Origin of the sequence: Candidatus Defluviibacterium haderslevense (genome assembly GCA_016712225.1) — a bacterium.
GTDB lineage: Bacteria > Bacteroidota > Bacteroidia > Chitinophagales > Saprospiraceae > Vicinibacter > Vicinibacter haderslevensis.
In genome coordinates this window covers 5,139,198-5,162,779 of the sequence record JADJRL010000003.1, presented here as the reverse complement: position 1 = coordinate 5,162,779, position 23,582 = coordinate 5,139,198, and the positions used below count along the sequence as shown (strand labels likewise).

Annotated in this window: 19 protein-coding genes, 1 tRNA gene and 2 pseudogenes; 6 read left to right on the top strand and 16 right to left on the bottom strand. The window is 33.7% G+C overall.

What is annotated here, in order from left to right:
• Positions 1-523: 523 nt before the first annotated feature.
• From IPK88_20195 to IPK88_20160, 8 genes are all read right to left on the bottom strand, one after another.
• Positions 524-778, bottom strand: a complete 255-nt coding sequence (locus tag IPK88_20195; GenBank protein ID MBK8245759.1) for a hypothetical protein — start codon at positions 776-778, stop codon at positions 524-526.
• Positions 779-823: 45 nt separating this feature from the next.
• On the bottom strand, positions 824-973 hold the full coding sequence (locus IPK88_20190; GenBank protein MBK8245758.1) for a hypothetical protein: 150 nt from the start codon (positions 971-973) through the stop codon (positions 824-826).
• An 11-nt stretch (positions 974-984) separates the two neighbouring features.
• Positions 985-1,137, bottom strand: coding sequence for a hypothetical protein (locus tag IPK88_20185; protein ID MBK8245757.1), 153 nt, complete (start codon positions 1,135-1,137; stop codon positions 985-987).
• A 2,006-nt stretch (positions 1,138-3,143) separates the two neighbouring features.
• Positions 3,144-3,593, bottom strand: coding sequence for a hypothetical protein (locus IPK88_20180; GenBank protein MBK8245756.1), 450 nt, complete (start codon positions 3,591-3,593; stop codon positions 3,144-3,146).
• A 91-nt stretch (positions 3,594-3,684) separates the two neighbouring features.
• On the bottom strand, positions 3,685-3,843 hold the full coding sequence (locus tag IPK88_20175) for a hypothetical protein (GenBank protein MBK8245755.1): 159 nt from the start codon (positions 3,841-3,843) through the stop codon (positions 3,685-3,687).
• A complete protein-coding gene (locus tag IPK88_20170) occupies positions 3,843-4,112 on the bottom strand; it encodes a helix-turn-helix domain-containing protein (protein ID MBK8245754.1) in 270 nt (89 codons plus the stop codon). Before IPK88_20170 ends, IPK88_20175 begins: the two co-directional genes overlap by 1 nt.
• A gap of 24 nt (positions 4,113-4,136) precedes the next feature.
• A complete protein-coding gene (locus IPK88_20165) occupies positions 4,137-4,373 on the bottom strand; it encodes a hypothetical protein (protein ID MBK8245753.1) in 237 nt (78 codons plus the stop codon).
• A 256-nt stretch (positions 4,374-4,629) separates the two neighbouring features.
• Positions 4,630-4,702 (bottom strand) — tRNA-Gly (locus IPK88_20160).
• Between the two features lie 246 nt (positions 4,703-4,948).
• On the opposite strand from IPK88_20160, the pseudogene mnmA reads away from it, so the two are divergent.
• The 5 genes and pseudogenes from mnmA to tnpA all read left to right on the top strand — a co-directional run bounded on the left by mnmA (position 4,949) and on the right by tnpA (position 8,909).
• Positions 4,949-6,057, top strand: a pseudogene (gene mnmA, locus IPK88_20155) (tRNA 2-thiouridine(34) synthase MnmA).
• 8 nt (positions 6,058-6,065) lie between these two features.
• Positions 6,066-6,260 (top strand): hypothetical protein, encoded by a 195-nt coding sequence (locus tag IPK88_20150; GenBank protein MBK8245752.1) that lies wholly within the window; start codon positions 6,066-6,068, stop codon positions 6,258-6,260.
• An 11-nt stretch (positions 6,261-6,271) separates the two neighbouring features.
• Positions 6,272-6,817, top strand: coding sequence for a hypothetical protein (locus tag IPK88_20145; GenBank protein MBK8245751.1), 546 nt, complete (start codon positions 6,272-6,274; stop codon positions 6,815-6,817).
• A gap of 4 nt (positions 6,818-6,821) precedes the next feature.
• Positions 6,822-7,436, top strand: a complete 615-nt coding sequence (locus IPK88_20140; protein ID MBK8245750.1) for a hypothetical protein — start codon at positions 6,822-6,824, stop codon at positions 7,434-7,436.
• 1,011 nt (positions 7,437-8,447) lie between these two features.
• Positions 8,448-8,909: an IS200/IS605 family transposase gene (gene tnpA / locus IPK88_20135; GenBank protein MBK8245749.1), complete on the top strand. Its 462-nt coding sequence runs from the start codon at positions 8,448-8,450 to the stop codon at positions 8,907-8,909.
• A gap of 99 nt (positions 8,910-9,008) precedes the next feature.
• Here the strand turns inward: tnpA and IPK88_20130 are convergent, their stop codons facing one another.
• From IPK88_20130 to IPK88_20100, 7 genes and pseudogenes are all read right to left on the bottom strand, one after another.
• On the bottom strand, positions 9,009-9,632 hold the full coding sequence (locus IPK88_20130; GenBank protein MBK8245748.1) for a LysE family transporter: 624 nt from the start codon (positions 9,630-9,632) through the stop codon (positions 9,009-9,011).
• A 31-nt stretch (positions 9,633-9,663) separates the two neighbouring features.
• Positions 9,664-10,485, bottom strand: coding sequence for a T9SS type A sorting domain-containing protein (locus IPK88_20125; protein MBK8245747.1), 822 nt, complete (start codon positions 10,483-10,485; stop codon positions 9,664-9,666).
• The gene (locus tag IPK88_20120; GenBank protein ID MBK8245746.1) at positions 10,437-10,859 is read right to left on the bottom strand and encodes a hypothetical protein; all 423 of its coding nucleotides are present in this window, start codon (positions 10,857-10,859) and stop codon (positions 10,437-10,439) included. Before IPK88_20120 ends, IPK88_20125 begins: the two co-directional genes overlap by 49 nt.
• 407 nt (positions 10,860-11,266) lie before the next feature.
• Positions 11,267-14,634: pseudogene (locus IPK88_20115) on the bottom strand (methylmalonyl-CoA mutase family protein).
• Between the two features lie 206 nt (positions 14,635-14,840).
• Positions 14,841-18,371 carry a gliding motility-associated C-terminal domain-containing protein gene (locus IPK88_20110; GenBank protein MBK8245745.1) on the bottom strand — a complete coding sequence of 1,177 codons (3,531 nt, stop codon included), beginning with the start codon at positions 18,369-18,371 and terminating at the stop codon, positions 14,841-14,843.
• 117 nt (positions 18,372-18,488) lie between these two features.
• Entirely contained in the window at positions 18,489-19,364 is an 876-nt protein-coding gene (gene lipA, locus IPK88_20105; GenBank protein ID MBK8245744.1) for a lipoyl synthase, read from the bottom strand.
• Between the two features lie 95 nt (positions 19,365-19,459).
• A complete protein-coding gene (locus tag IPK88_20100; GenBank protein ID MBK8245743.1) occupies positions 19,460-20,233 on the bottom strand; it encodes a hypothetical protein in 774 nt (257 codons plus the stop codon).
• 59 nt (positions 20,234-20,292) lie between these two features.
• Between IPK88_20100 and IPK88_20095 the strand changes: the two genes are divergently transcribed.
• The gene (locus IPK88_20095) at positions 20,293-21,621 is read left to right on the top strand and encodes a polysaccharide deacetylase family protein (GenBank protein ID MBK8245742.1); all 1,329 of its coding nucleotides are present in this window, start codon (positions 20,293-20,295) and stop codon (positions 21,619-21,621) included.
• Positions 21,622-21,637: 16 nt separating this feature from the next.
• Here the strand turns inward: IPK88_20095 and IPK88_20090 are convergent, their stop codons facing one another.
• Positions 21,638-23,560: an amino acid permease gene (locus IPK88_20090; protein MBK8245741.1), complete on the bottom strand. Its 1,923-nt coding sequence runs from the start codon at positions 23,558-23,560 to the stop codon at positions 21,638-21,640.
• Positions 23,561-23,582 lie beyond the last annotated feature (22 nt).

The window sequence follows — 23,582 nt, the reverse complement described above, 5'->3', positions numbered from 1 at the left end:
TGCGAGTCTAAGTTTTCTACAGCATAAATACCACCTAAAAAGTAAATGAATAATATGCTCAAATATTCTAATAGAAATAGCATCACCATTTTCCTACCATTAATAAAAACAGTAATTAACCAATTAGATATACTACCATTAGATTCCCCAAAGGGAAACATGGTTTATCTATATAATTATGGTGAGGCATTAAAAAATCAATTGCGGGAACTTCAAGGCTTTTTAAAATCTGTAAGTTTCCAATGCTGGATACTTGGATTTATTACAGTAAGGACTCCACCATTAGTTTTAATGTACTTTTCTGTTTAGTAAATCAATACCCTTCACAACATCATCAAAAGTCGAATTGCCTTTGAAATCAACACGATATTTATCATTACTTTCTTTTGTTCCATCAATACTAATTCCACTTTAATTCCTAATCGAATAAATTCATCTAAAATTTGTTTTGTTATTAAAATGCCATTCGTTTGGAGGGAAAATTTAATTGAACATGTGTTTGATATCATGTTTCGAAATAAATCTACTGCTTTAGAAAAAAACTCAAGTGGAACAAGTAATGGTTCCCTCCATGAAAAACAACATTAATAGCCTTCGACTCTTTCTCCTGCACATATTCCGATATTCTTTTTACAGTAGAAATAAGTGTATGGTTTGACATTGTACCTGGTTTTTCCCTCCAGGATTGATCACTAGAATTATATTCATAACAATATGAACAATTTATATTACATCTTGCTTTAACCTTTAGGAAAAACTTTGATTTTGAGCCAGTCATTAGTTTAAGCTTCTACTATTTTAATATCATAAGTGAAAGTTAAAACTAATCAGAATTCACATGATTTGAAAATTCAGTATGATCATTTGATGAGTTTGCATCTTCATTAATCAATCGTTCAGCGACTCGAATAAGTGCTGGTTTTCCTGTCTGAATCAATGCAGCACCTAAAGTTTCTTTTGACTTGTTTTCCATATTGATGACAATTATAAAGGTGAATCTACGAATGCGGAGTAATCTGTGTGATCACAAAATGACTTGTTTGATTCATTAATCAATCGTTCAGCGACTCGAATAAGTGCTGGTTTTCCTGTCTGAATCAATGCAGCACCTAAAGTTTCTTTTGAAATGTTTTCCATATAATTAGTTTAAATTTAAAAAAAAGTCTAAGCTAAAATGAGTATACATCTAAGGTATTTCCAAAACTTGCATCTCTAATTCCTATCCCCAATTTAAGGATGCTAAGCTATGATAACAATTTGTTAAATTGAAAAGATAATAAATATATATATTTAAATAATTTGTAATTATTTTATTTTCAACTAATTAATAATAATTACTTTGTTGGTTGGTAGAAAATTATCTTACTGGAACTATTTTGGAAATTATCTAAATAGATCCTTTTAACCCAGAAGTTACCAATTAACGACAAAGTAATGTCAGGAAATGCTTTATTTAATGTAGTGGCATCATGAATTATATTTTCAGTAGGTGCAATATAAGCCTCTCCAGGATAAATATTTAATTTTGATTTGTTGATTTGGGTATTTCCTCAGATATAATCGCCTCTAGTTCAGAACCACCTCTAAGATCAAAATTGTCAATTTCTAAATCATCTATAAGTTCAATAATTTTCTTATTTAAGAATATAAAATGCCTACTTCTTTGCCTAAATTAATACAAATTCTATTTCTTGAATTCTCCCTATCATTCAATTTTTTTCTGTCCCAACTATCAAGGTGTAAACCTATTCTAAGGTTTAAATTGCGGTCAAATGTAGAAGTTTTCAAATTAGGACTTTTAAAATTTAGCCCTAAATATTGAATTTCACCATCTATATCAAAAATTCATTTAAGTCTTCAGTGAATTTTTCAATTACCATTTTAAATAAATTAGATTTTGAAATATCATTTTATTTGTTTAATATTTTTACAAGTATGAATACCAATATTAAAAATGACATTACAATTTTATTAAGATTAAGAACTCCAATAAAATTTTTATTAGTTTTACTGTTTTCGAACTTAGCTGACATTAAGAAATCGAAAGAAAGGTTATCAATTTTAGTAAAAGTATCATTAGGAATAATAGAACCATATGAGTATGCAGGATCATTTTTAATTTCATATACCATCATTTATTTCAATTCGTTCATTACGATGCTCAATTTCTCGTGCAAAAAATATTGGAAAAGAACAATCCTCCATTTTAAACTGTTTATAAATGTATAATGGTTAATTCTTGCTTAAAAAATTATCTTCCTCAAGTTATTTCTAATTTGTGCAAATTCAATTAATTGTGCTTTTGATAATTCGAATTCATTTCTCTCACATTTCAATTCATATAAATATGAATTGATAGGCTGAATATTGATTAAAAATGAGATTACTAACTTAGGTTCATAATTAGCGAGTAAGTGCCCTGTATTTAACCCTCAATAAATTTTTGCTTATCAAATTCCATTAGAAATTTTTTTTTGAATGTTTGTCCAAATATACATTAATGGAATCGGTATCATATAGAATTATTTTCTTTTCTGGTTGTGAGAATCGAATTTTTCCTTCATCTCTTAGTTTTTGTAGGATAGTCTTGCTCTTAATTCTAAGCTTTGACATAGCTTCACCACCCGAAATCCATTTATCTCCTTTAATCCTTTCCTTTTCCTTTACACGAACTATTAATTGTTTCTTACTTTTGGTATGATTTATTGTATAATGAAATTAAAGTCCAAATGTATATAATATTAAATAAAACATACTAAATTTGAAATATTTAAGTAATTTTTTGCAATTAGGATGCATTAAATACTTGTTTCTTTCTTGTTAAGGAGAAGCAAAAGTTGTACAGTATTCAAATTATTAGATCAGAGATGTTTATGAGCAGTCGCTAAAATCAGATTTTTGTTATTGATTTCAAGGACTTAGCATCATGGGAATCTAAGAAAAGGAAGCTATGGGATAGTGATGATCTAAATATGATAATATTTGATGCTCTATCTTTGACTTCTCAATGGTTGAATCATTAAAGTAAATATCCATTCTGAATGCAACATAAATTTACCAATAATAAGTAAATTTGATTATTTAGCATTTAAAAATGTTGAAAAGCACTATTTTATTTATTGAGGTTCTTTAAGATTTCAACTTCAAAGTCTTTTTTTCAATAATACAAACTTGTCCTCATCAGCTCCAATTTTTTGAAAACCTAGACTTTCAGTTACTTTAGTAGAAATATTATAATCTGACTGGCCATCATTAAGCAAACTAATTTCAATAGAATCATTATGCTTAAATCTATCAGGTAGAATAGCAGCTACCATTGCATTTTTAATGAATCCTTTCTTCCGATTGTTAGAACTAGTGAAAGCATGCAAGTCATCTTCCAAGAGTTGAACAACACTAACACAATTTCTGGATTCTGGATCTAAGATAAAGTAAATATAACTGAATGTTTGAGGATTAGGAGTAGTTGGAGTAGGTAGCCCTAAAACGTTTTTGAATATGACGGAATTAGTAATTTGCCTAGACTCTTTCACATGGGGTAAAGTATCATTGTTGTATCTTAAGATATATTCTGCTAAAGTAATATTTGTCATTTCAGAACCTTAAAATTAGTTATTCTAAATTTCTAGAATTGTCCTTTTGATGTCTTATGGATTTAAGTTCTTCTAATTGGTTTTATCAATCTCAATTTGAAATTCCTTTTTGTCCAAAGTTCATGCCTGAAATATACGAATTGATAGGGTGAATATGTTCCAACAATTCCAACGATACCTTTGGTTCGTATTTAGAAAGAAAATACCCAGCATTAAATCCCTTAATATATTTACTTTCATCTATTTCCATCAGAATGAATTTTTTGAATGTTTTTCCAAATATATATCTATTGAATCGGTATCATATAAAATAATTTTCTTTTCTGGCTGGGAAAATCTAATTTTTCCTTCATCCCTTAGTTTTTGTAGGGTGGTCTTACTTTTAATCCGAAGCTTTGACATAGCCTCTTCATCAGAAATCCATTTATCTCCTTTGATGCCTTCCTTATCTTTTATCCGAGCCACTACTGTCTCAATAAGTGCATAAAATGCTTCATCAGATAGACAAATGACTTCCATTTTTGCGATTTTTCGAATCAATTATTAAGTTGTTGATTTAGGAGATTCCTTAATCCTTAATACTGATAAAGAACTCAAGGTTAAACCAAATTTTGGATGGATAAAAGTTGTATATGAAACTTGGTAATCGATAAGATCTTCTTTATACAAATCAATAAAATTCCAAACATGCAACTCTAAATTTTTGCGCGCATCTTCTGATGATTCACAATGCATTAATGCAATTTCACTAGTCTGAACTTTGATTCTAGTATTTTTCATACTTTTTTCTCAAAAATACAAAATGTTATTTGAAAGAGAAAAAAGATTTAGTTTTTGTTCGACTTATGTTCGACCCAGATATAATTAAAAAGGTTCAACTTTCGCTGAACCTTGTACCTGGGGCGGGACTTGAACCCGCACGAACATTACTGTCCACAGGATTTTAAGTCCTGCGTGTCTACCAATTTCACCACCTGGGCTGGTACAATAGTTATATGTCAATCTATATTGACATGTGCCTAACTATTATATTAAGAGCGGGAGACGAGACTCGAACTCGCGACCCCGACCTTGGCAAGGTCGTGCTCTACCAACTGAGCTACTCCCGCAATTTATTACCGTTACCAGGCCTTTGATTGTTTCATTTCAGTCTAATAAAAGAGTCCGAAACTGAACCATATCAAGGGTTTATCCGTTTGTAACAGGCTAATACTTCTATTAGACTTTTGAATTGGAGTGCAAATATACGAGAGAGTCAAATATTTGAAGCATATATTTAGGAAAAAATATTATTTAGTTGAAATTTTTATATTCGATTATTTATTAATATGTATTATATTTGTAGCTAAGTTTTTATGAGTAAATTGGGAAAAATCTTAGTAGCTATGAGTGGAGGTATCGACAGTACGGTAGCTGCCATCATGCTGCATGAGCAGGGATATGAGGTGATTGGGATCACTATGAAAACCTGGGATTACGCTTCTTCGGGTGGTTCTAAAAAGGGAAACAGGCTGCTGTTCTTTAGATTCCCTCCAGGATGCTCGAAGAGTATCTGTAGATATGGGTTTTCATCATTTTATTTTAGATATTCGGGATGAATTCGGCGATGCTGTGATTGACAATTTCGTAGATGAATATATCGCTGGCAGGACCCCTAATCCATGCGTGATGTGCAACACACACATCAAGTGGAATGCCTTATTAAAGCGGGCTGACGGACTGGATTGTGAATTCATCGCCACAGGACATTATGTGCGCAAGAATAAACTTGAAGACCGGTATTATGTATCCAAAGCTAAGGATTTGGTCAAGGATCAATCCTATGTATTATGGGGACTAACACAGGAAGCTCTTGGAAGAAGTGTGTTTCCGCTAGCTGAATATCTTAAGCCGGAAGTGAGACAGTTTGCTGCTGATCGTCAATACGATAATTTGGCAAAAAGGCCGAGAGTTACGAGATTTGTTTTGTACCTGACAATGATTATAGAGGTTTTTAAAGCGCCGGGTAGAAGGATTAGAAGATGAAGTCAAAGGTGGACTATTTATAGATCAATCTGGATCGGTTTTAGGTTATCATGATGGATATCCTTTTTATACCGTGGGCCAACGTAAAGGTTTAGGAAAAGCATTTGGGAAACCAATGTTTGTTACCGACATAATTCCGGAGACCAATACAGTTGTTTTGGGAGAAGAAATGGAGCTGTCAAGACCAGCTATGGATGTTAGCAAACTGAATTGGTTAAAATATAATACCGTGCCGGGTGATGAGGATTTCGTTACTAAAGTTCGATATAAAGATCCTGGACATGTATGTCAGGTCCAACACCAAGGCGACGAATTAAAAATTCACTTCCATGCTCCTGTTAGAGGTATCGCTCCCGGTCAATCGGCTGTCATTTATGAAGGTGATGATGTGGTTTGTGGTGGTATCATTCGGAATTCGTTATTTAATTTTAATCATTAATGGTAAAGATGCAATTCATAAAAACGATAGTTATAATATTGGTAACAGGTTTAGTTATCAATGCTTGTGATCCTGAAGTTGAAGTATTGGATGAAACTACTTTTGGTTATACTTATACGCCATTAGAGTTGGGTAAATTTTGGATTTATAAAACGGACTCTATTTATTTTCCAAGGAAATTGTGGTTACTATTGATTCAGTAAGTGTTGAAATCATGGAAGAAGTAGTAGATACTTTTCGAAATGCAAATAATGAATTGGTATTTTCTTTAGATCAATACCTAAGAAAAGATTCCAGTGCATCCTGGGAATTGGTTGGAAATTCATTCGTCACTTCGAGTAAAAGCAAATTGATCAAAACAGAGTTTGGTCTTGATTTTATTAAATTAGTTTATCCTGTTGCTAAAAATAAATCATGGAATGGTAATGTTTATATTGGTTCAAGGCAATTGATAACTTTCCAAGGGGAACCCTTTGAACTTTTTAGTTATTGGAATAATAATTCTTATTATTATTTAGATATAAAATCAAAAGAATTGATTTCTTCTGGTTCATTTGAAAACGTTCTCAGTGTTGAGGAAGCTGATTATACAGATGAAATTATTAAAATCAAATCGAATTCTAAATATGCAGATCATATTGGTATGGTGTATCACGAAGCATGGTTTTTAAAAAGAGGTTTCGCCAATCCCAATACTCCTTATGATCCCAAGGCAGAACGTGGTGTTATTATTCGCCAATATTTAATTCAACATAATTAGGTTTATGATTGATTTTATTGAAGCTGGCAAATGTTACAAATCACATGGAATAAAAGGCATTTTAGATGTTGAAATGAATCCAATTTTCAAAAAACATATACTAAGTGAAAAGGTCGTTTTTTTTAAAATAAACGGATGTCACGTTCCTTTTTTTATTGAATCATGTAAAACAGATGGGAGTACTTTGTTGAAATTAGAAGGTGTAGATAATCCTGAGCAGGCAAGAGTATTAAGTCATCAAAGTTTTTATATAGATGAAAATAAATTATCAAAAGCAACAAAAAGATCTGCCAAGATTCAAGGTAAAAGTCAAGGATTAGAGGGCTACTCGATTCATGATCGGACATCGAATTATAATGTTGCTATTACCAGTATTGAAGAATATCCATCGCAGTTGATGGCCAGAGTTATGCATGAGGGTAGATCATTATTAATTCCATTACACGAAGATTTTGTAGAAGAAATAGATGAGGTAGAAAAGATCGTTTTTATGATTTTACCTGAGGGTATTTTGATTTTTAATCTTGCAAATAGGTTGCTCCGCTGGAGCAATAATTTACGCATCTTACGATGCTACAAGGGGTTGCCCTGCTGGGGCAAAGATTTACCCAAGTTTTGATGGTACAAAGATGTAAGCCCGATGGGACAAAGATTTGATCGTCTTTCGATGCAACAGGGAAGTTGGTTCTTCGAGACAAAGATTTATTCATTTTTCTAAGCTATAATGAGTTTGGCTCGTTGTGAAAAAGATTTGCGTATCGTGTGATGCTACAGTAAGGATGGGTCTATGGGGCAAAGATTTACCCAAGTTTTGATGGTACAAGGATGTAAGCCTGATGGGACAAAGATTTGACCGTCTTTCGATGCAAAGATTTATTTATGTTTCGAAGCAATAAGGAGTTTGGACCGTTGGTAAAAGATTTGTGCATCATAATATGCTAAAAAAAGGTTGGTTTTTTTGGGTAAAGATTTATTCATGTTTCGAAGATACTAGGAGGATGGCTCGTTGGGAAAGATTTTACGCATCTTACGATGCTACTAGGAGCATGGTCTGTTGGGACAAAGATTTACGCATTTTGCAATGCTACAAAGAAATTGACCTATTGGGCTAATGATTTTCCAAGTTAAGATTTTATACATAGATTGAACAGAAGGTATATAATTTGTATAATTAAAGTTTCATTAAGATGTTATAGCCTTGGCTTTAAAAATCTCGTACATAGAGATTTATCAAAAGTATTTATCTGACAGAAGAATATTTTTATGTTTAGTATTATACCCAAAATATTTATAATAGCAGTCCCTTTGTTTCAAGTATCCTGAATCTATTTATTTGCCTCAAAACCAAAATTATAAAACCAATGTATTTATTTAAATTACCCCAACGTAGCAATCTCCATATATCAAAATAAAATTTGTAACACCATCGTATGTATTATAAAAGATTCAACAGGGCAAGCTCGTCTTATCAAAATAATAGCTGCAAAACCAATGTATGAATTATCATTGCCCCAGCGGGGCAACCTACTTGTCGCAAAATAAATACCATAAAATGGCATTTATTTTGTAGGTTAATTTTAGATTTTAATTTGCCCCAGCGGGGCAACCTGTTTGATTCAATGAATTTATAATGAGTAACACATATACACAATTGATTATCCAATTGGTTTTTGCAGTGAAGGGTAGAAAAAGTTTTATAAGTGAAACATGGGAAGAAGAATTATATAAATATATAACTGCTGTTGTACAAAACTATAGACATAAAATGCTAGCAATAAATGGTATGATAGATCATATTCATATATTAATAGGTTTGAATCCTGCGATATCCATTTCTGATTTGGTTAAAGATATAAAAAGAGCAAGCAATAATTGGATTAACGAAAAGGGGCTAATCAAAAATAAATTTGAATGGCAAAGCGGATTTGGAGCATTTTCTTATAGTCGATCTCATTTGGATAAAGTTTATAAATATATTCAAAATCAAAAGATACATCATAAAAAGGTATCGTTCAAATCAGAATACCTAACTGAACTAATAGCGAATGAGATTGAATATAAGGATGAATATCTTTTTGAATATTACGAATAGAATATTTATTTAATTAGTTTTTGTGTCATTATTTTCTCAATGGTAAAATATAAGCATGCATTATTATTGTTAAAATGTTTATACTTTGTTTTTTTTATTTTAGAATATGGCGACGTACACCAAATATAACCCATTAATTATAAAAAAAACGCCCGACACATATTTGAATTTTGACAGGATACCATCCTTGAATTTTAAAGCAATTTTCTTACCTAAGAATATTTTCAACAAATCTAAACCAATGATGGTGATACCAATGCTCAAATAGAACATAAGAATTTCTGTGCCACTGGGTTTTAAAGTTATTTTATTGGCAATAGTCGCAACACTCATCCAAATTAAAAATGCAGATGGATTCATGGTGTTAACAATAAAACCTTTTGTGACCAAGACTGTCCATAATTTAGAAGTAGGAAGATATTGATGATCCATTTTTTTTGTTGGTGAGAGCATAATGTTTAAACCAATTAATATAAATGCTGCAGCGCAGATAACTATAAGAATCGGACTGATATCATCTGTGTTTGTAGGTAGTGGAATATTTTTAAATATAAAATAGGTGAGCATTAATAGAATGAAATCACTAATCCAAATTCCTGCTGCAAAAAGAAATCCTTTGCGGAATCCATATTCCATACCTGCTTGTATCAATGCAAAAAACAAAGGCCCCACCAAAAGGCCAATACTAATGCCTAACAATACGCCTTTGATCAACCACTCCATAAAGGAAACCTTTTACTAACTACGCTTAAAGTTATTTTGAAATCAATAACAAGGATCTTTTGAGAATTTTCTCTTTTGAATCTTCTATGATATACATGTAAGTTCCATCATTCATTTGCAAGTCGATGGATGGGTTTGTTGTAGTATTAATTGGTATGCTTTTTATAAAGTTTCCTTGGATTGAAAAAATTGTTATTTTTAAATGTTCACCTTTTATAAGGTCGGAAATAATATGTATTAATCCTTTAGATGGATTTGGATAAACTAACATGGATGAAGTATTTAAATCATCATTATTGCTTACTTTTTGATATTCTATGGCTCCAATTGATCGGTTGGTAATTTCAAAAAGATTTCCATTATAATCTTCAATAGGTGCGATCACCGATTTGCCTTGACCAATGGCTGGTGAGCTTTTTAAAAGATTAAAATTTTCTTGTGTTAAGTTTACAAATAATGGATCCTTGCCTTTGATACTTCCGGTTTCTGCTACAGGTAAATTGTATTGATTAAAACTTGGATTCTGATGATTGTACCATAAGTTATTTGAAAAAATAAATGAAGAAGGATCTGTATTTGGTCCAATATTAACAATCGTTCTAATATTATTTGGGAAATAAATAATGTTATTTGTAAATTCATTCATTCCACAAGGAGCAAAACGATTGGGGTCAACCGTTTCCTGAAGTATTCTAAAAATCCAAATTACCGGATTGATTATGGTATTGTTTACCACTTTACTTCGGATACATCCTACAAATGCAATGGGTGTGTCAGATTCAATGAATATGTTCGACCATACATTTATATCTGCAGCCTCAAATGTTGCATTCTGAGGTCTAAAAAATGCCAACCCGGTACTTCCGCCAATATTGATTGCTCGTTGCCCACCTTTTTTAAAAAGTGTTTTGCAATCCGGATGTATTGACTTCCTCCTTTCATTTGGATACTATTGGCACCCATGTTTTCAAAAGTGCATTTATTAATTCTACCATTGTGGCATCCTACCATATCAATTCCACTACCTGAGCTTCCGAGGCTTCCATTTAAAAATGTACATTCTGATATTGAGAAAAAATCCAATCCTGACAATTTTAATAAGTCATTGTTTCCGGTTGCTTTAATATCTCTAAATATGCAGTGGATTATTGCAATATTTGTAGAAGGATTCACTAAACTTCCTGAATCGTCCATGTTGACACCATTACCGGTTTGTTGTTCGAACACAAACCCTTCGATAACAATATAGGAAACGGAACTTAAATGCCAAGCTTCTGACCCACCTCTATAGATTGCACCGTGTCTTTTTTTTGAAATGACGTAAATATTGTTTTTGTCATTACCTTTAGTACCGCTCAGATATTCGGTTTGGGTATATATACCTTCATTTACAAGAATGGTATCACCAGGTTTGGCTATATTGTAAGCTGATTGGATAGAAGTATAAGTCTGATTGACACCAACGATGATTGTGTTGGCACTAAGATTGTTCTCTGCAATATTGATGAATAATAGTATCAGAAAAAAAATCTAATCATAATGTAATTTTTTGACATTCTGTTTTAATTATTATTTTTAAGAAGTGCTTCTTTTTTATTGATGATGGTAAAATTAAATAATTTTTTATTGATCCCTTACATGTTCCTTCGATACTTTCCACCAACAGCATATAATGCCTGAGTAATTTGTCCTAGGGAGCAATATTTTGTAGCTTCAATCAATTCTTCAAAAATATTTTTATTTTTAATGGCCATCAATTGTAAATTTTTCAAATGATTATCTGAAACACTGATATTGGCTTTTTTCAAATTTTCTAATGCATGGATTTGATCCTTTTTTTCTTCATCAGTAGCGCGTATAACTTCTTTAGGCAAAATGGTTGGAGAGCCATCTTTACTTAAGAAGGTATTGACACCTATTATAGGATATTCACCAGTATGTTTGAGTGTTTCGTAATACAAGGATTCTTCTTGGATTTTACTGCGTTGATACATCGTTTCCATAGCTCCTAATACACCACCTCGCTCTGAAATTCTATCGAATTCCATAAGTACAGCTTCTTCCACAAGTTCAGTTAATTCTTCTATGATAAAAGATCCTTGTAATGGATTTTCATTTTTAGCTAGACCCAATTCGTTATTGATGATGAGTTGAATGGCCATGGCTCTTCGCACCGATTCTTCAGTTGGAGTTGTTATAGCTTCATCATAGGCATTAGTGTGTAGTGAATTACAATTATCATAGATGGCATATAATGCTTGGAGTGTCGTTCTGATATCGTTAAAAGAAATTTCTTGTGCATGCAGGGATCGACCAGAAGTTTGTATGTGATATTTCAACATTTGACTTCTTTCATTGGCATTGTATTTTATCTTCATGGCCTTAGCCCAGATTTTTCTAGCAACTCTTCCGATAACTGCATATTCCGGATCAACGCCATTAGAAAAAAAGAAAGATAAATTCGGTGCAAAATCATCAATATGCATTCCTCTGGAAAGGTAGTATTCTACAAAAGTAAAACCATTCGCTAAAGTAAATGCTAATTGTGAAATCGGATTAGCCCCAGCTTCTGCAATGTGATATCCACTGATCGAAACAGAATAAAAATTTCGAACATTTTTTTGAATGAAATAATCTTGAACATCACCCATTAATTTGAGAGAAAATTCAGTTGAAAAGATACAGGTATTTTGCGCCTGATCTTCTTTGAGTATGTCAGCTTGTACAGTGCCTCTAACGGAGCTTAGTGCTTTGTTTTTTAATTCTTCATAAATAGGCGCTTCTAGAATTTGATCTCCGGATAATCCCAAAAACATCAAACCCAATCCATTATTTCCAGGTGGAAGTTCGCCATCATATTTTGGTCGTGGAAGATTTTGGTCATCAAATTTTGCTTTTAGTGCAGCTTCAACTTTGTGCTCTAATCCATTGGCTTTAATGTATAGTTCGCATTGTTGATCGATAGCAGTATTCATAAAAAAGGCACATATCGTCGCCGCAGGACCATTGATTGTCATGGAAACAGATGTCCTGGGATTACATAGATCAAAACCAGAATATAATTTTTTGGCGTCATCGAGACTACAAATACTCACACCTGAATTTCCAACTTTTCCAAAAATATCCGGCCGGTAATCTGGATCTTCTCCATATAAAGTTACTGAGTCAAATGCGGTAGAAAGGCGATTAGCAGGCATATCTACTGAGACATAATGGAAACGTCGGTTGGTGCGCTCAGGTCCGCCTTCGCCAGCGAACATTCTGGTTGGGTCTTCTTCTTTACGCTTGAATGGAAATACACCTGCTGCATATGGAAATTCGCCGGGCACATTTTCTTGTAATGACCATTTTATGATATCGTACCAACCTTTGTAATCTGGTAGACAAACCCTTGGAATTCTTGAATGCGAAAGGGATGTTGTGAAGGTAGGAACACTTATTTCTTTGTCTCGAACTTTATAAATAAAATGATCGTTTTTGTATTCCTTTTTTTTCGTTTCCCATTCCTCAAGAATAGATCGGGTAATTCCGTCTATAGTTTTTTCAATTTCTAAAGTTTGTTTTTTGATTTCTGGTTTGACATCAGAAGAAACCAAGTCTTCAGTTATTTTTAATGATTGCCATTTTTGAGCTTGTTCGGCTTGTTTTATAGACCATTGATCATATTTGCGATTGCTGTCTGAAATTTCAGAAAGATATCGGGTTCTGCCTGGTGGAATGATATAAATTTTTTCGGATTCACCGGTAGGAAGACCTAAAGTTGATTTCCAAGGAGTGTTTAGTTTTTTATTAATATTTAAAATTAATTTTTCATACAATAAATTCATTCCCGGATCATTGAATTGTGATGCGATTGTTCCATAAACCGGCATCTCATCTATGGATATATCCCATAATTGTTTGTTGCGTTGATATTGTTTTCGGACATCGCGAAGGGCATCTAATGCGCCTCGTTTATCAAATTTATTAATCGCAATGAGATCTGCAAAATCAAGCATGTCAATTTTTTCTAATTGAGTTGCAGCACCATATTCAGGTGTCATAACGTATAGCGAAACATCTGAGAAATCGATAATTTCGGTATCGGATTGACCAATACCTGAAGTCTCTAGTATAATTAAATCAAATGATGCTGCTTTTAAAATGTCTAAAGCATTTTTAATATGTGGTGAAAGAGCAAGATTAGATTGTCTCGTAGCTAAAGATCGCATAAATACCCTGTTGTGATGGAATTCTGGATGGATTGCGTTCATGCGTATTCTATCACCTAATAGAGCACCTCCGGTTCGTCTTTTACTTGGATCTACTGATAAAATGCCAATGGTTTTTTCTGGAAAATCTAAAATAAATCTTCTAATGATCTCATCAACCAAACTTGACTTTCCTGCACCTCCTGTTCCTGTAATTCCTAGAACGAGTGTTTGTTTATTAGATGGACCTTTTGGTATTGTTGCTAATAATTCTTTAGCTGTATCAGGAAAATTTTCAACTGCAGAAATAAGACGAGCTACTGCTCTAACATTCCCTGCTTTTAATTCTTTGACTTCTCCATTTAGTGAAGCTCCGGTCTCAAAGTCACATTGTTTGAGAAGATCATTGATCATTCCTTGAAGTCCCATATGTCTTCCATCGTCTGGTGAATAGATTCTGGTTATTCCATATTGATGTAAGTCCGCTATTTCGGACGGAAGAATGGTTCCACCACCACCGCCAAAAAGTTTGATGTGACCGCAATTTTTTCCTTGAGTAAGTCATAGATATATTTAAAAAATTCATTGTGACCTCCTTGGTAAGATGTAATGGCAATACCTTGTACATCCTCTTGAATAGCGGCATCAACAATTTCCAAAGCTGATCGATTATGACCAAGGTGGATGATCTCGGCGCCACTGGATTGCATAATGCGACGCATGATATTAATGGCGGCATCATGACCATCAAAAAGTGAGGCTGCTGTTAGGATCCGTATTTTATGTTTGGGCTGGTAAACTGTGGTTTCGATCATATAATTTAAGCATAGATTCTGGGTTAAAATTACTCATCATTGAAGATAATTTATGCTTTTCTATCATAAATCATAGATTTTAAAATACGCTATATGCCTATTGATAGCAATACACTATAGTAATTTTCTTTAATTAGAACAAATCCTTGGACTTAAACTAAAATTCAAGATCAGTTAGATCGCCAGATCAGAAATTATGATTCTTACCTTAACAAAGTAATTCCGCCCTTGCGCCATTTTGGTTCTTCATCTATGGCTTCATACTGTATGGCATAGACATAAACACCCGGGTTTACTTTTTTACCTTTGAATTCGCCATTCCATCCAATTTTTTCACCGATTGTACCATTTACTTTTTCATAAAGTTGGTTACCCCAACGGTCGAATATTTGAAATACATTAATTTTCGTTTTATCAGGAAAATGGAAAACGACTTCAAATATGTCATTGATATTATCCCCATTAGGAGAAAATACAGTAGGGATATAAATATCAGCTTCTTCAACACGAACCGTAATATTCATATTATCGCTTACAGTACAACCATTAGCATCTTCCAGAGTCAACAAATAGTTGGTTGTTACATCAGGCTTGGCAGTTGGTTCAAGGCAATCCGTACAACTTAGATTAGCTACCGGCGTCCATGTAATTATGGTAGGAACAAAATTGGTGGATGGTTTGATCAATACAGAAGCGCCCTTATCAATCGTAACATCATTCGGTAGCACCAATTGTAGGGTACTAACTGTGTCGATATTTAGTGTATAGGTAGTATCACAGCCGAATTGGTCTAATATTTTAACTCGATGAGATCCAAAACTTAGATTAGCTAGATCAAGGTCGGGTGTAAAAGGAAGGCTTGCCTGATTATCAATGGATACATTAAACGGACCAATACCTCCTGATATATTATTCACTACAATTCGTCCGGTATTCGGTACATTACAATCCAAATTTTCTTTGGTGAATTGAGCATTTATTGAAGGGGCGATATTAATGTTGACCGTAACGGTAGAATCGCAACCATTTGCAGATCCTTTTTTTACGATTAAAGTACCTGATGTTTTGTTTGCTGAAAAAGTTACATTTTGAATTTTGATACTATCTTTTTTACAAATTGTAGTTGAGAAATTACCAAAAGATTCTTTAACAAATGTAGCATTGACTAATAAGAAGCTGTCACACAATCTGGATGAGCCTTTTATAATTCTTATGGGTCCAGATGGCTTGGCTTTGAAGAAATCCTCTCCAAATAATCTCAAGGTATCATTTTCACAAAGCGTAGTATCCAATTGACCATTGGCATCGGGAATTACCGTGAGGTCAACTTGAACAATGGAATCGCAGCCATTGGTTGATCCATTGGCAACTTTTAATATACCAGTTGTTCTTCCTGAAGAAAATGTTTCACCTTGTAAAACGAGTGTATCTCTTCGACAAATATCGGCTTTATAAACACCAGTTCCATTCTTAAGAATATTTAAGTTTACAAAAATGATACTGTCACAGCCAAATGATGAACCATTGGTTAATGTTAATGTATCGATGGGATTTCGTGCGCTAAAATACCGACCTTTACTACCACCAATGAAAATACTGTCTTCAGGGCAAAGATCGAGTTTTACCAAAGCAGTATTATTAGGATAGTTAAGCGTTACATTGACAATGCTATCACATCCTGTACTTGAAGCTCCCATAAGAGTGACACTTCCGCTTGGCCTTGCAGCATCAAACACTTCAGTACCTATAGTCAATTGAGTATTTGGACACATGTCTCTTTTTAGATCAAAGACCGTAAAGTTTTTAATGGTTAAATCTACAAAAACTACGCTGTCGCAGCCAAATGCGGATTGACCTTTGAGTATAGCCGTGCCTTTAGGATTGTTTTTGTCAAATACTGTTCCTCCAATAGTTTCACTAGCATTGGAACATATTGTTTTAGTGTAAGTAGATAAACCTCTTTCGATTCCATTAAGAACAACAATACTATCGCATCCGAAGACATTTTTTAAATTAGTTATTGAATCAATTGGATTTAATTTTGAAATTTCTTTTCCACCGATTCTAGTGGTATCATTAAAACAAATTGGTACATCAATCATTTGACGTATGCCATTTTGAAATTGAATATTTACAACGAACACAGAATCACATATACTTACTCCATCACCAGTCACATTAAATGAATCTTTAGGATTTGCTTCGTTATAAAGTTTTCCTCTGAATAATATACTTTGTCCCTTACAGATAGTTTGTGAAAAAGTAGACTTGATAGGCTGTGTACATTTATAGCAATTGGAGAATTCTGAATAAATACTTGGAGTCGCGGCTGTATTGCTTTTGAATTGATATGCAGAAATGCTATGTTGATTTGGATAAGCGACATTCAATGTCCAATTACCTAAATTATTTGCTTGTGTTCGTCCGAGTTCAAATCCACCTTGACAATTGGCATTAGGACAGCCGGTTCGTCGGTTTGCATAAACTACTATGGAATCAGTTGGATTTCCGGTACCAACGATTTGATCTCGATTCACAGAAGTAATGGTTGGATTACCTGGTGCAGGAAAGTTGCTACCATTTAATGATACTACATTATTGTTTATACACTGTATTAGATTATCAATATATCGGGCTTTTAAAATCCCAGGCTCTAGATTATTTAGATAAAAGGAATTATAGTTTTTTATATCATTTCGTTCTAAATTTAAAGTATAGGCATTTTGTAGATTAAGAGAGATAAAAGTAAGCCCATCTCTTCCATAATTACGAGCAATGTTATAAGTTGCATTTGTATTTCCATTTAAAATAATATCAGATGTAACTTGATTGAATCTATTTCTGAAAATGTTTAAATCTTGATTTAGATTGTTACTTCGAATTGCAAATGTTTTTTGGAAAATGAAAAAATTATCATTGATTGTATGAGGCCCGCCACCTAGCAGTTCGATTCCAGAAGTTGGTGCAAAGAAAATATTGTTTTTTGATGTGTCTACAGCACCGAAAATATTGTTGGTTATGCTACAAATACCACCACTGGAAGAAATAGCATTATTCGTATTGACAAAAATATTTGAATCTATGGTAACGTTTTTGGATCCTTGCAATGGGTCAATATTTACCGCAGCTTTTGTGGCTGTAATAGAACTCAAAGTATAGTCCGATCCGAAAATGGATTTTTTTAATGTAAAATTCGAACTTTGATTGACCAAAACCGAACTAGCCACCGTAACTGGAACTGTGAAATTATCTCCATTAACGATACAATTATAAATTCGTGCATTGGCAGCATCCTTTGCAGCATCACCAAAAACCAAAATATGATCATTAGGATCTGCATAATTCATGGTGGAAAAACCTAGGCCACTGACAGAAAATTGATTTCCAAGTATAGTCCAAAAAGGAACTCCTCCAAAAATTCTGTTTGAAAAAAAGATGATCACTGATCCAGGTCCTCCGGGTTGAGTTTCTCCAATAATGGTTAAATCATCTTGGTTTACGGTAGGATAGGGTCCACCTGGTAATATATTATGCGGTCCAGCTCCCGTAATATTGAATGTGATCGTACTTGGAACGCCATCTGCTTCAGCTGCATTAATCGCCTCTCTAAGACTACAGTGAACGCCATCGCAAACGCCATCATCTGTATCAGTATTACTATTGACAACATAGTTCTGGGCTAAAAGAGCACTACAAGTAAGAACCCATATCAAAAAACCAAATTTTAGTCTCATCTTAAAAATTTAGAATAAACAAATACGAAATGCAAAGAAAACACATTTATCAGATCTAATACTCAGGGTAAATACTGAAAAAAAGACCATAACAATTAAATTCAAATATCGAGCCATTTAGACCAGATGTCGTTCAGCGTGATAGCTGGAGCGAACTAAAGGCCCGCTTTCTATATACATAAATCCCTTTTTTAAGCCTATTTCCTTATATTCAGCAAATACATCCGGGTGAATAAAAGCTGCAACTTCCAAATGCATCTTAGTAGGCTGAAGGTATTGCCCTAAAGTCAAAATTTCACAACCTGAGGCCAACAAATCATCCATAACCATTAAAACTTCTTCTTTTGTCTCACCCAAACCTAACATAATTCCGGTCTTAGTCCGCTTTCCATACAGCTTAGTACGTTGTATTTGTTCTAAACTTCTGCCATATTTGGCTTGGGGACGAACCAATCGATACAGACGCTCTACAGTCTCCATGTTGTGTGACACGATTTCTTGATCAGCGCTAATCATTCGTTCCAATGCATCCCAATTGGCTTTTACGTCGGGTATAAGGGTTTCAATGGTGGTTTGAGGGCTCTTGATTTTAATTTGTCTGACGGTTTGGTGCCAGATTTCTGCGCCTCTATCCGGTAATTCATCGCGATTCACAGAAGTAATTACTGCATGTTTGACACCCATCAGTCGAATGGCTTCTGCTACTCTTTGGGGTTCATCGGTATCATATTCTTTAGGTTTACCTGTTTTGACCGCACAAAAACTGCAGGATCTGGTGCACACATCTCCCAAAATCATAAAAGTAGCGGTACCGGCACCCCAACATTCGCCCATATTTGGGCAATTGCCGCTTTGACAGATGGTATGCAGTTTGTATTCATCTACTAAATGCCTAACCTTGCGATATTCCTCACCAATGGGTAATTTAACCCTTAACCATTCGGGTTTCCTTGGTTTTGGGTCAGGTGCTGTAATTATGGGTAAATCGATCATTAATTGAAATAAGCAATTGAATTGACAAAATTAATCAAGAATAGTGATCCTCGAGGAGAAAAGATTGATTTGAATGATGTATCGGATGACTTTGGTTATTTTCTCCTGCCGAATTGGAGGTTAATAAAAAAGTTCATCAGCAGAAAAGGGTTATTATCAGTCACCAATATAGGTACCCTTTGGGCATAAATATCAGCTTGAAGTCCAACGTTTAAAGCCTGAACATATTTTTCAAAGGCTCCAGGGTCAAGCGTAAGTGCAATTCTTCCAAAGGCTCCTGGTTTAAATTTAATTTCATTGACACCTTTCCAAAATGAAGATTCCCCTATGATGTGATTTGGATCTAAAAAATCTGCGGCGGTCTCTGGACTGTATTTTATGGCTACAGTTTTAACCTTTCCATCATGTTCACTCAGAACATCCAAATAATAAGGCTTTAATAAACCAACCGTTAGTCCGCCTTCCATTCTAAGTCCAACAGCAACGCCCTTGCGTTTAGTTTTTTCAGAATAATACCGAATGAGTCCTCTTCCAGCTCTAATATTGATGAGCAAATTTTGCTTTCCGAAAGTATAACGACTTAAGGAATTATTTTGATTGTAAATCTGGCTAATCCTTTTTTCTTTCGGGTGTTTTAACATCCCAATATCAAAATGGATGTATTTGGTAAGGTAATAAAATTTGATTTTGCCAATATTGTAGCCCAAATACAGGCCATTGGAGTGGATTGCAATATCAAAGCTATTTTCATTTTTGTATATAACTCCCTTTCGAACACTTTGCTGTACGACGGCATCTGACTGCTTTTGGGCAATAAGATCACTCACGATAAACAAACTTAATACGGCAAGTAACTTTACAGGATTCATAAATTAGGATAAAAATAAGTTATTTTTAGTATTCGGAGTTATTAATTTTACATCAATTTATGATTCGAATACCTATTTATGTAGAACGAGACCATCCCAGATTAAAGTATGTAGCCAACTTTATCCAAAATGCTTATCAAGATTTGGTTTTTGAATGGATTACTGAGGAACCTACTTTTATTAATAAACAAGGGCCTAAAATCAATTATTCACTCCACCCATTATCTGAATTAGAACTATGGATTCCAAATACAGGGCTATTATTTCTAGATTTTACTAAAGATTTCGTTCCATCTTCCAAGATGGGATCAGAATGTCCTTTGATTTTTTGTGATAATCAGGATTCTCAGTTAGGGTTTGATGTTTTTGCAGCTATTTTTTGGATGTTGTCTAGAGCTGAAGAATATGGATCAAAACAAAAAGATCAGCATGGTCGCTTTATTTCGGTTCAATCATTAATGCATACATTACAAAGCAACAAATTTCCTGTAGTTGATCATTGGAGTGATGTATTGATTAAATGTTTATGCTTGAAATTTGAAATACAAATTATTCGAAAAGTAAGGAACACTCATGTGACATTAGGCGTAGATATTGATCAATTTTGGAAATTTAAGCACAAACCTTTTTGGAAAAACGCTTTAGGCTTAATTAGAGATTTTTGTTGGGGTCATTTTCAATCCGTAAAAGAACGTATGCTGGTTGTTATGGATCAGAAAAAAGATCCCTTTGATACGTATGATATTTTCGAATCTTGTAAATTGAATCAAGACCAACTTTATTTTTTTATTTTGAGTGGTGGCAATTCAATTTATGATAAAAATCATGCACTAACATTAAAGTACGTAAAAAAAATATTACAAAAATTAAAAACTTTTTCGACGATCTGTCTGCATCCATCATATCAATCTGCAGAAGAATCAGGTATCATTATAAATGAAAAAGAAAAGCTGGAAGAATCAGCTGGATTATTAATTACATCGAGTCGACAACATTATTTGCGATTTCATACACCACAAACATTTCGAGCATTATTGAAGACAGGAATTCAAACTGATTTTTCAATGGTTTATGCGGATTGTGCGGGTTTTAGAGCTGGAACCTGTCAACCATTTTATTGGTATGATTTGATCAATGAATGCCAAACAACATTACAAATGATGCCCGTCATTGCTATGGATAGAACGTATTTGGATTATGAAAAAAAATCACTTGATGACAGTATAACGGATTTAGAATGTTTAATGGAATGGACCATAAAGTATGAAGGATTGGTTCAAATAATATGGCATAACAGTTCATTTGATTTTAAGCATGAATGGCAAGGTTGGGAAAACTTTTTTGAAAAATTAATTTCACTAATCAAGAAATCAAATTCATTAAATTAGGAGAAACGACTCCTAATTATTCAATACCAACATGAGATAATCTTAGTTTGCTGTGTTTGATACTATAACTAAAATAAATGATTAATCCGGTAAACAACCAAATTGTAAATCCTATCCAATTCGATACAGGTATCTGAGCCATCATATACAAGCAACTTAACACACCCAAAATAGGAATCAAGGATAAATTGTAAATGAATGCTAAAATCCCCATAGTTATACTAACCAATATGAATATCCACATGGGAATTTTATCCTTAAATCCATTCCATGTGGAAATATATTTTTGGGATTGACTGAAAGGTAAATTGTTGAGTAATTTTTCGTAACTTTCATGATCCAGCGTTTGTAAATAATGGTCTATGTCACTACCAGCTTTGGTAAAATTTTTGGGTTCATAATACATGACATGATTTTTCAAATCATCTAATTGTTGTTCTGGTAAATGACTAATTAATTCTGAGGGTGGAATAAGCTGAGGTGCATTGGTTACAAAGGATATAAAACTCGATTTGTTAAAGGTGTAAAGACTAACAAAGACTACTAAAATGCTTATAGGTACAATATATTTTGCATTAAAATAGGGAGTTTTAAATTTAGACTTTGGTCCTTCTGAATTATTTCTCAACATTAATACACCGCCACATACCAAAACAAAAGCAAATAAAGTACCTATACTACATAGATTAGTAACGGTGGTAAGGTTTAGAAATAAGGCTGGAATTGCGACTAGAAAACCAGTGATAATTGTAGCAAAAGATGGCGTTTTAAATTTAGGATGTATGTTTGAAAATGCTTTGGGAAGTAATCCGTCACGACTCATAGACATCCATATCCTAGGTTGACCTAATTGAAAGACCAACAATACACTGGCCATTGCGAATATGGCACTTACTGCTATGATACCACTAATCCAGTTTAGATTAATTTTACTAAATACAAAAGCCAATGGATCTCCTACAGCTAATTCTTTGTAAGAAACCATTCCGGTCAATACCAATGCAATCAATACATAGAGTATGGTGCATATAATGATGGAATACATCATGCTTCGGGGTAAATCTCTTTGTGGATCTTTACATTCTTCTGCAGTTGTAGAAATAGCATCAAAACCAATATATGCGAAAAACACGGCAGACACACCTTTCAAAATACCAGGTACTCCGTTTGGCATAAAAGGATTCCAAAGTGTAGCATCAACATAGAAAGCTCCTACAACTATGACAAGTATAACCACAGATACCTTAACGATAACCATAAAATTGCTTGCATTACGGGATTCCTTAATGCCTCTATATACCAAAGCAGTAATTAATATAATAATGAGTAAGGCCGGAAGGTCAGCTACAAAATGCAATCCTCCTAGTTTGGGCGACATCGAATAAGCATAGTAAGCTGATTGGAGATTCGCATCCAAATTATTGAATACTTTGCCTGCTTGCATCAATTTTGAAGCTTCATCGAAACCATTTTTTGCACTTAAGAGATCCATTTGCATCCATTGGGGCAGATTTATGCCCATACTTTGCAGTAGGCCACAGAAATAATCACTCCAGGATATGGCAACGGTGATATTCCCGATTGCATATTCCATTATAAGAGCCCATCCTATAATCCATGCAAACAATTCACCAAAAGCAACATAGGAATAGGTATATGCACTGCCTGAAACTGGTATCATGCTTGCAAATTCAGCGTAGCAAAATGCTGCAAAACTGCAGGCAATCGCTGTAAAAATAAAAAGAAAGATGACGCCAGGTCCACCTTCTGCTGAAGCAGTCCCTATGGTACTAAAAATCCCGGCACCAATGATTGCCGCAATGCCAAAAGCAGTTAAGTCTCTTACAGTTAATACTTTATGCAGACTATGTTCATGCGATTTTTGAATTTCATTATGGAGTGCTGTGATTGATTTTTTGCGAAAGAGGGACTTTAACATATATAATAATTAATTAATATAT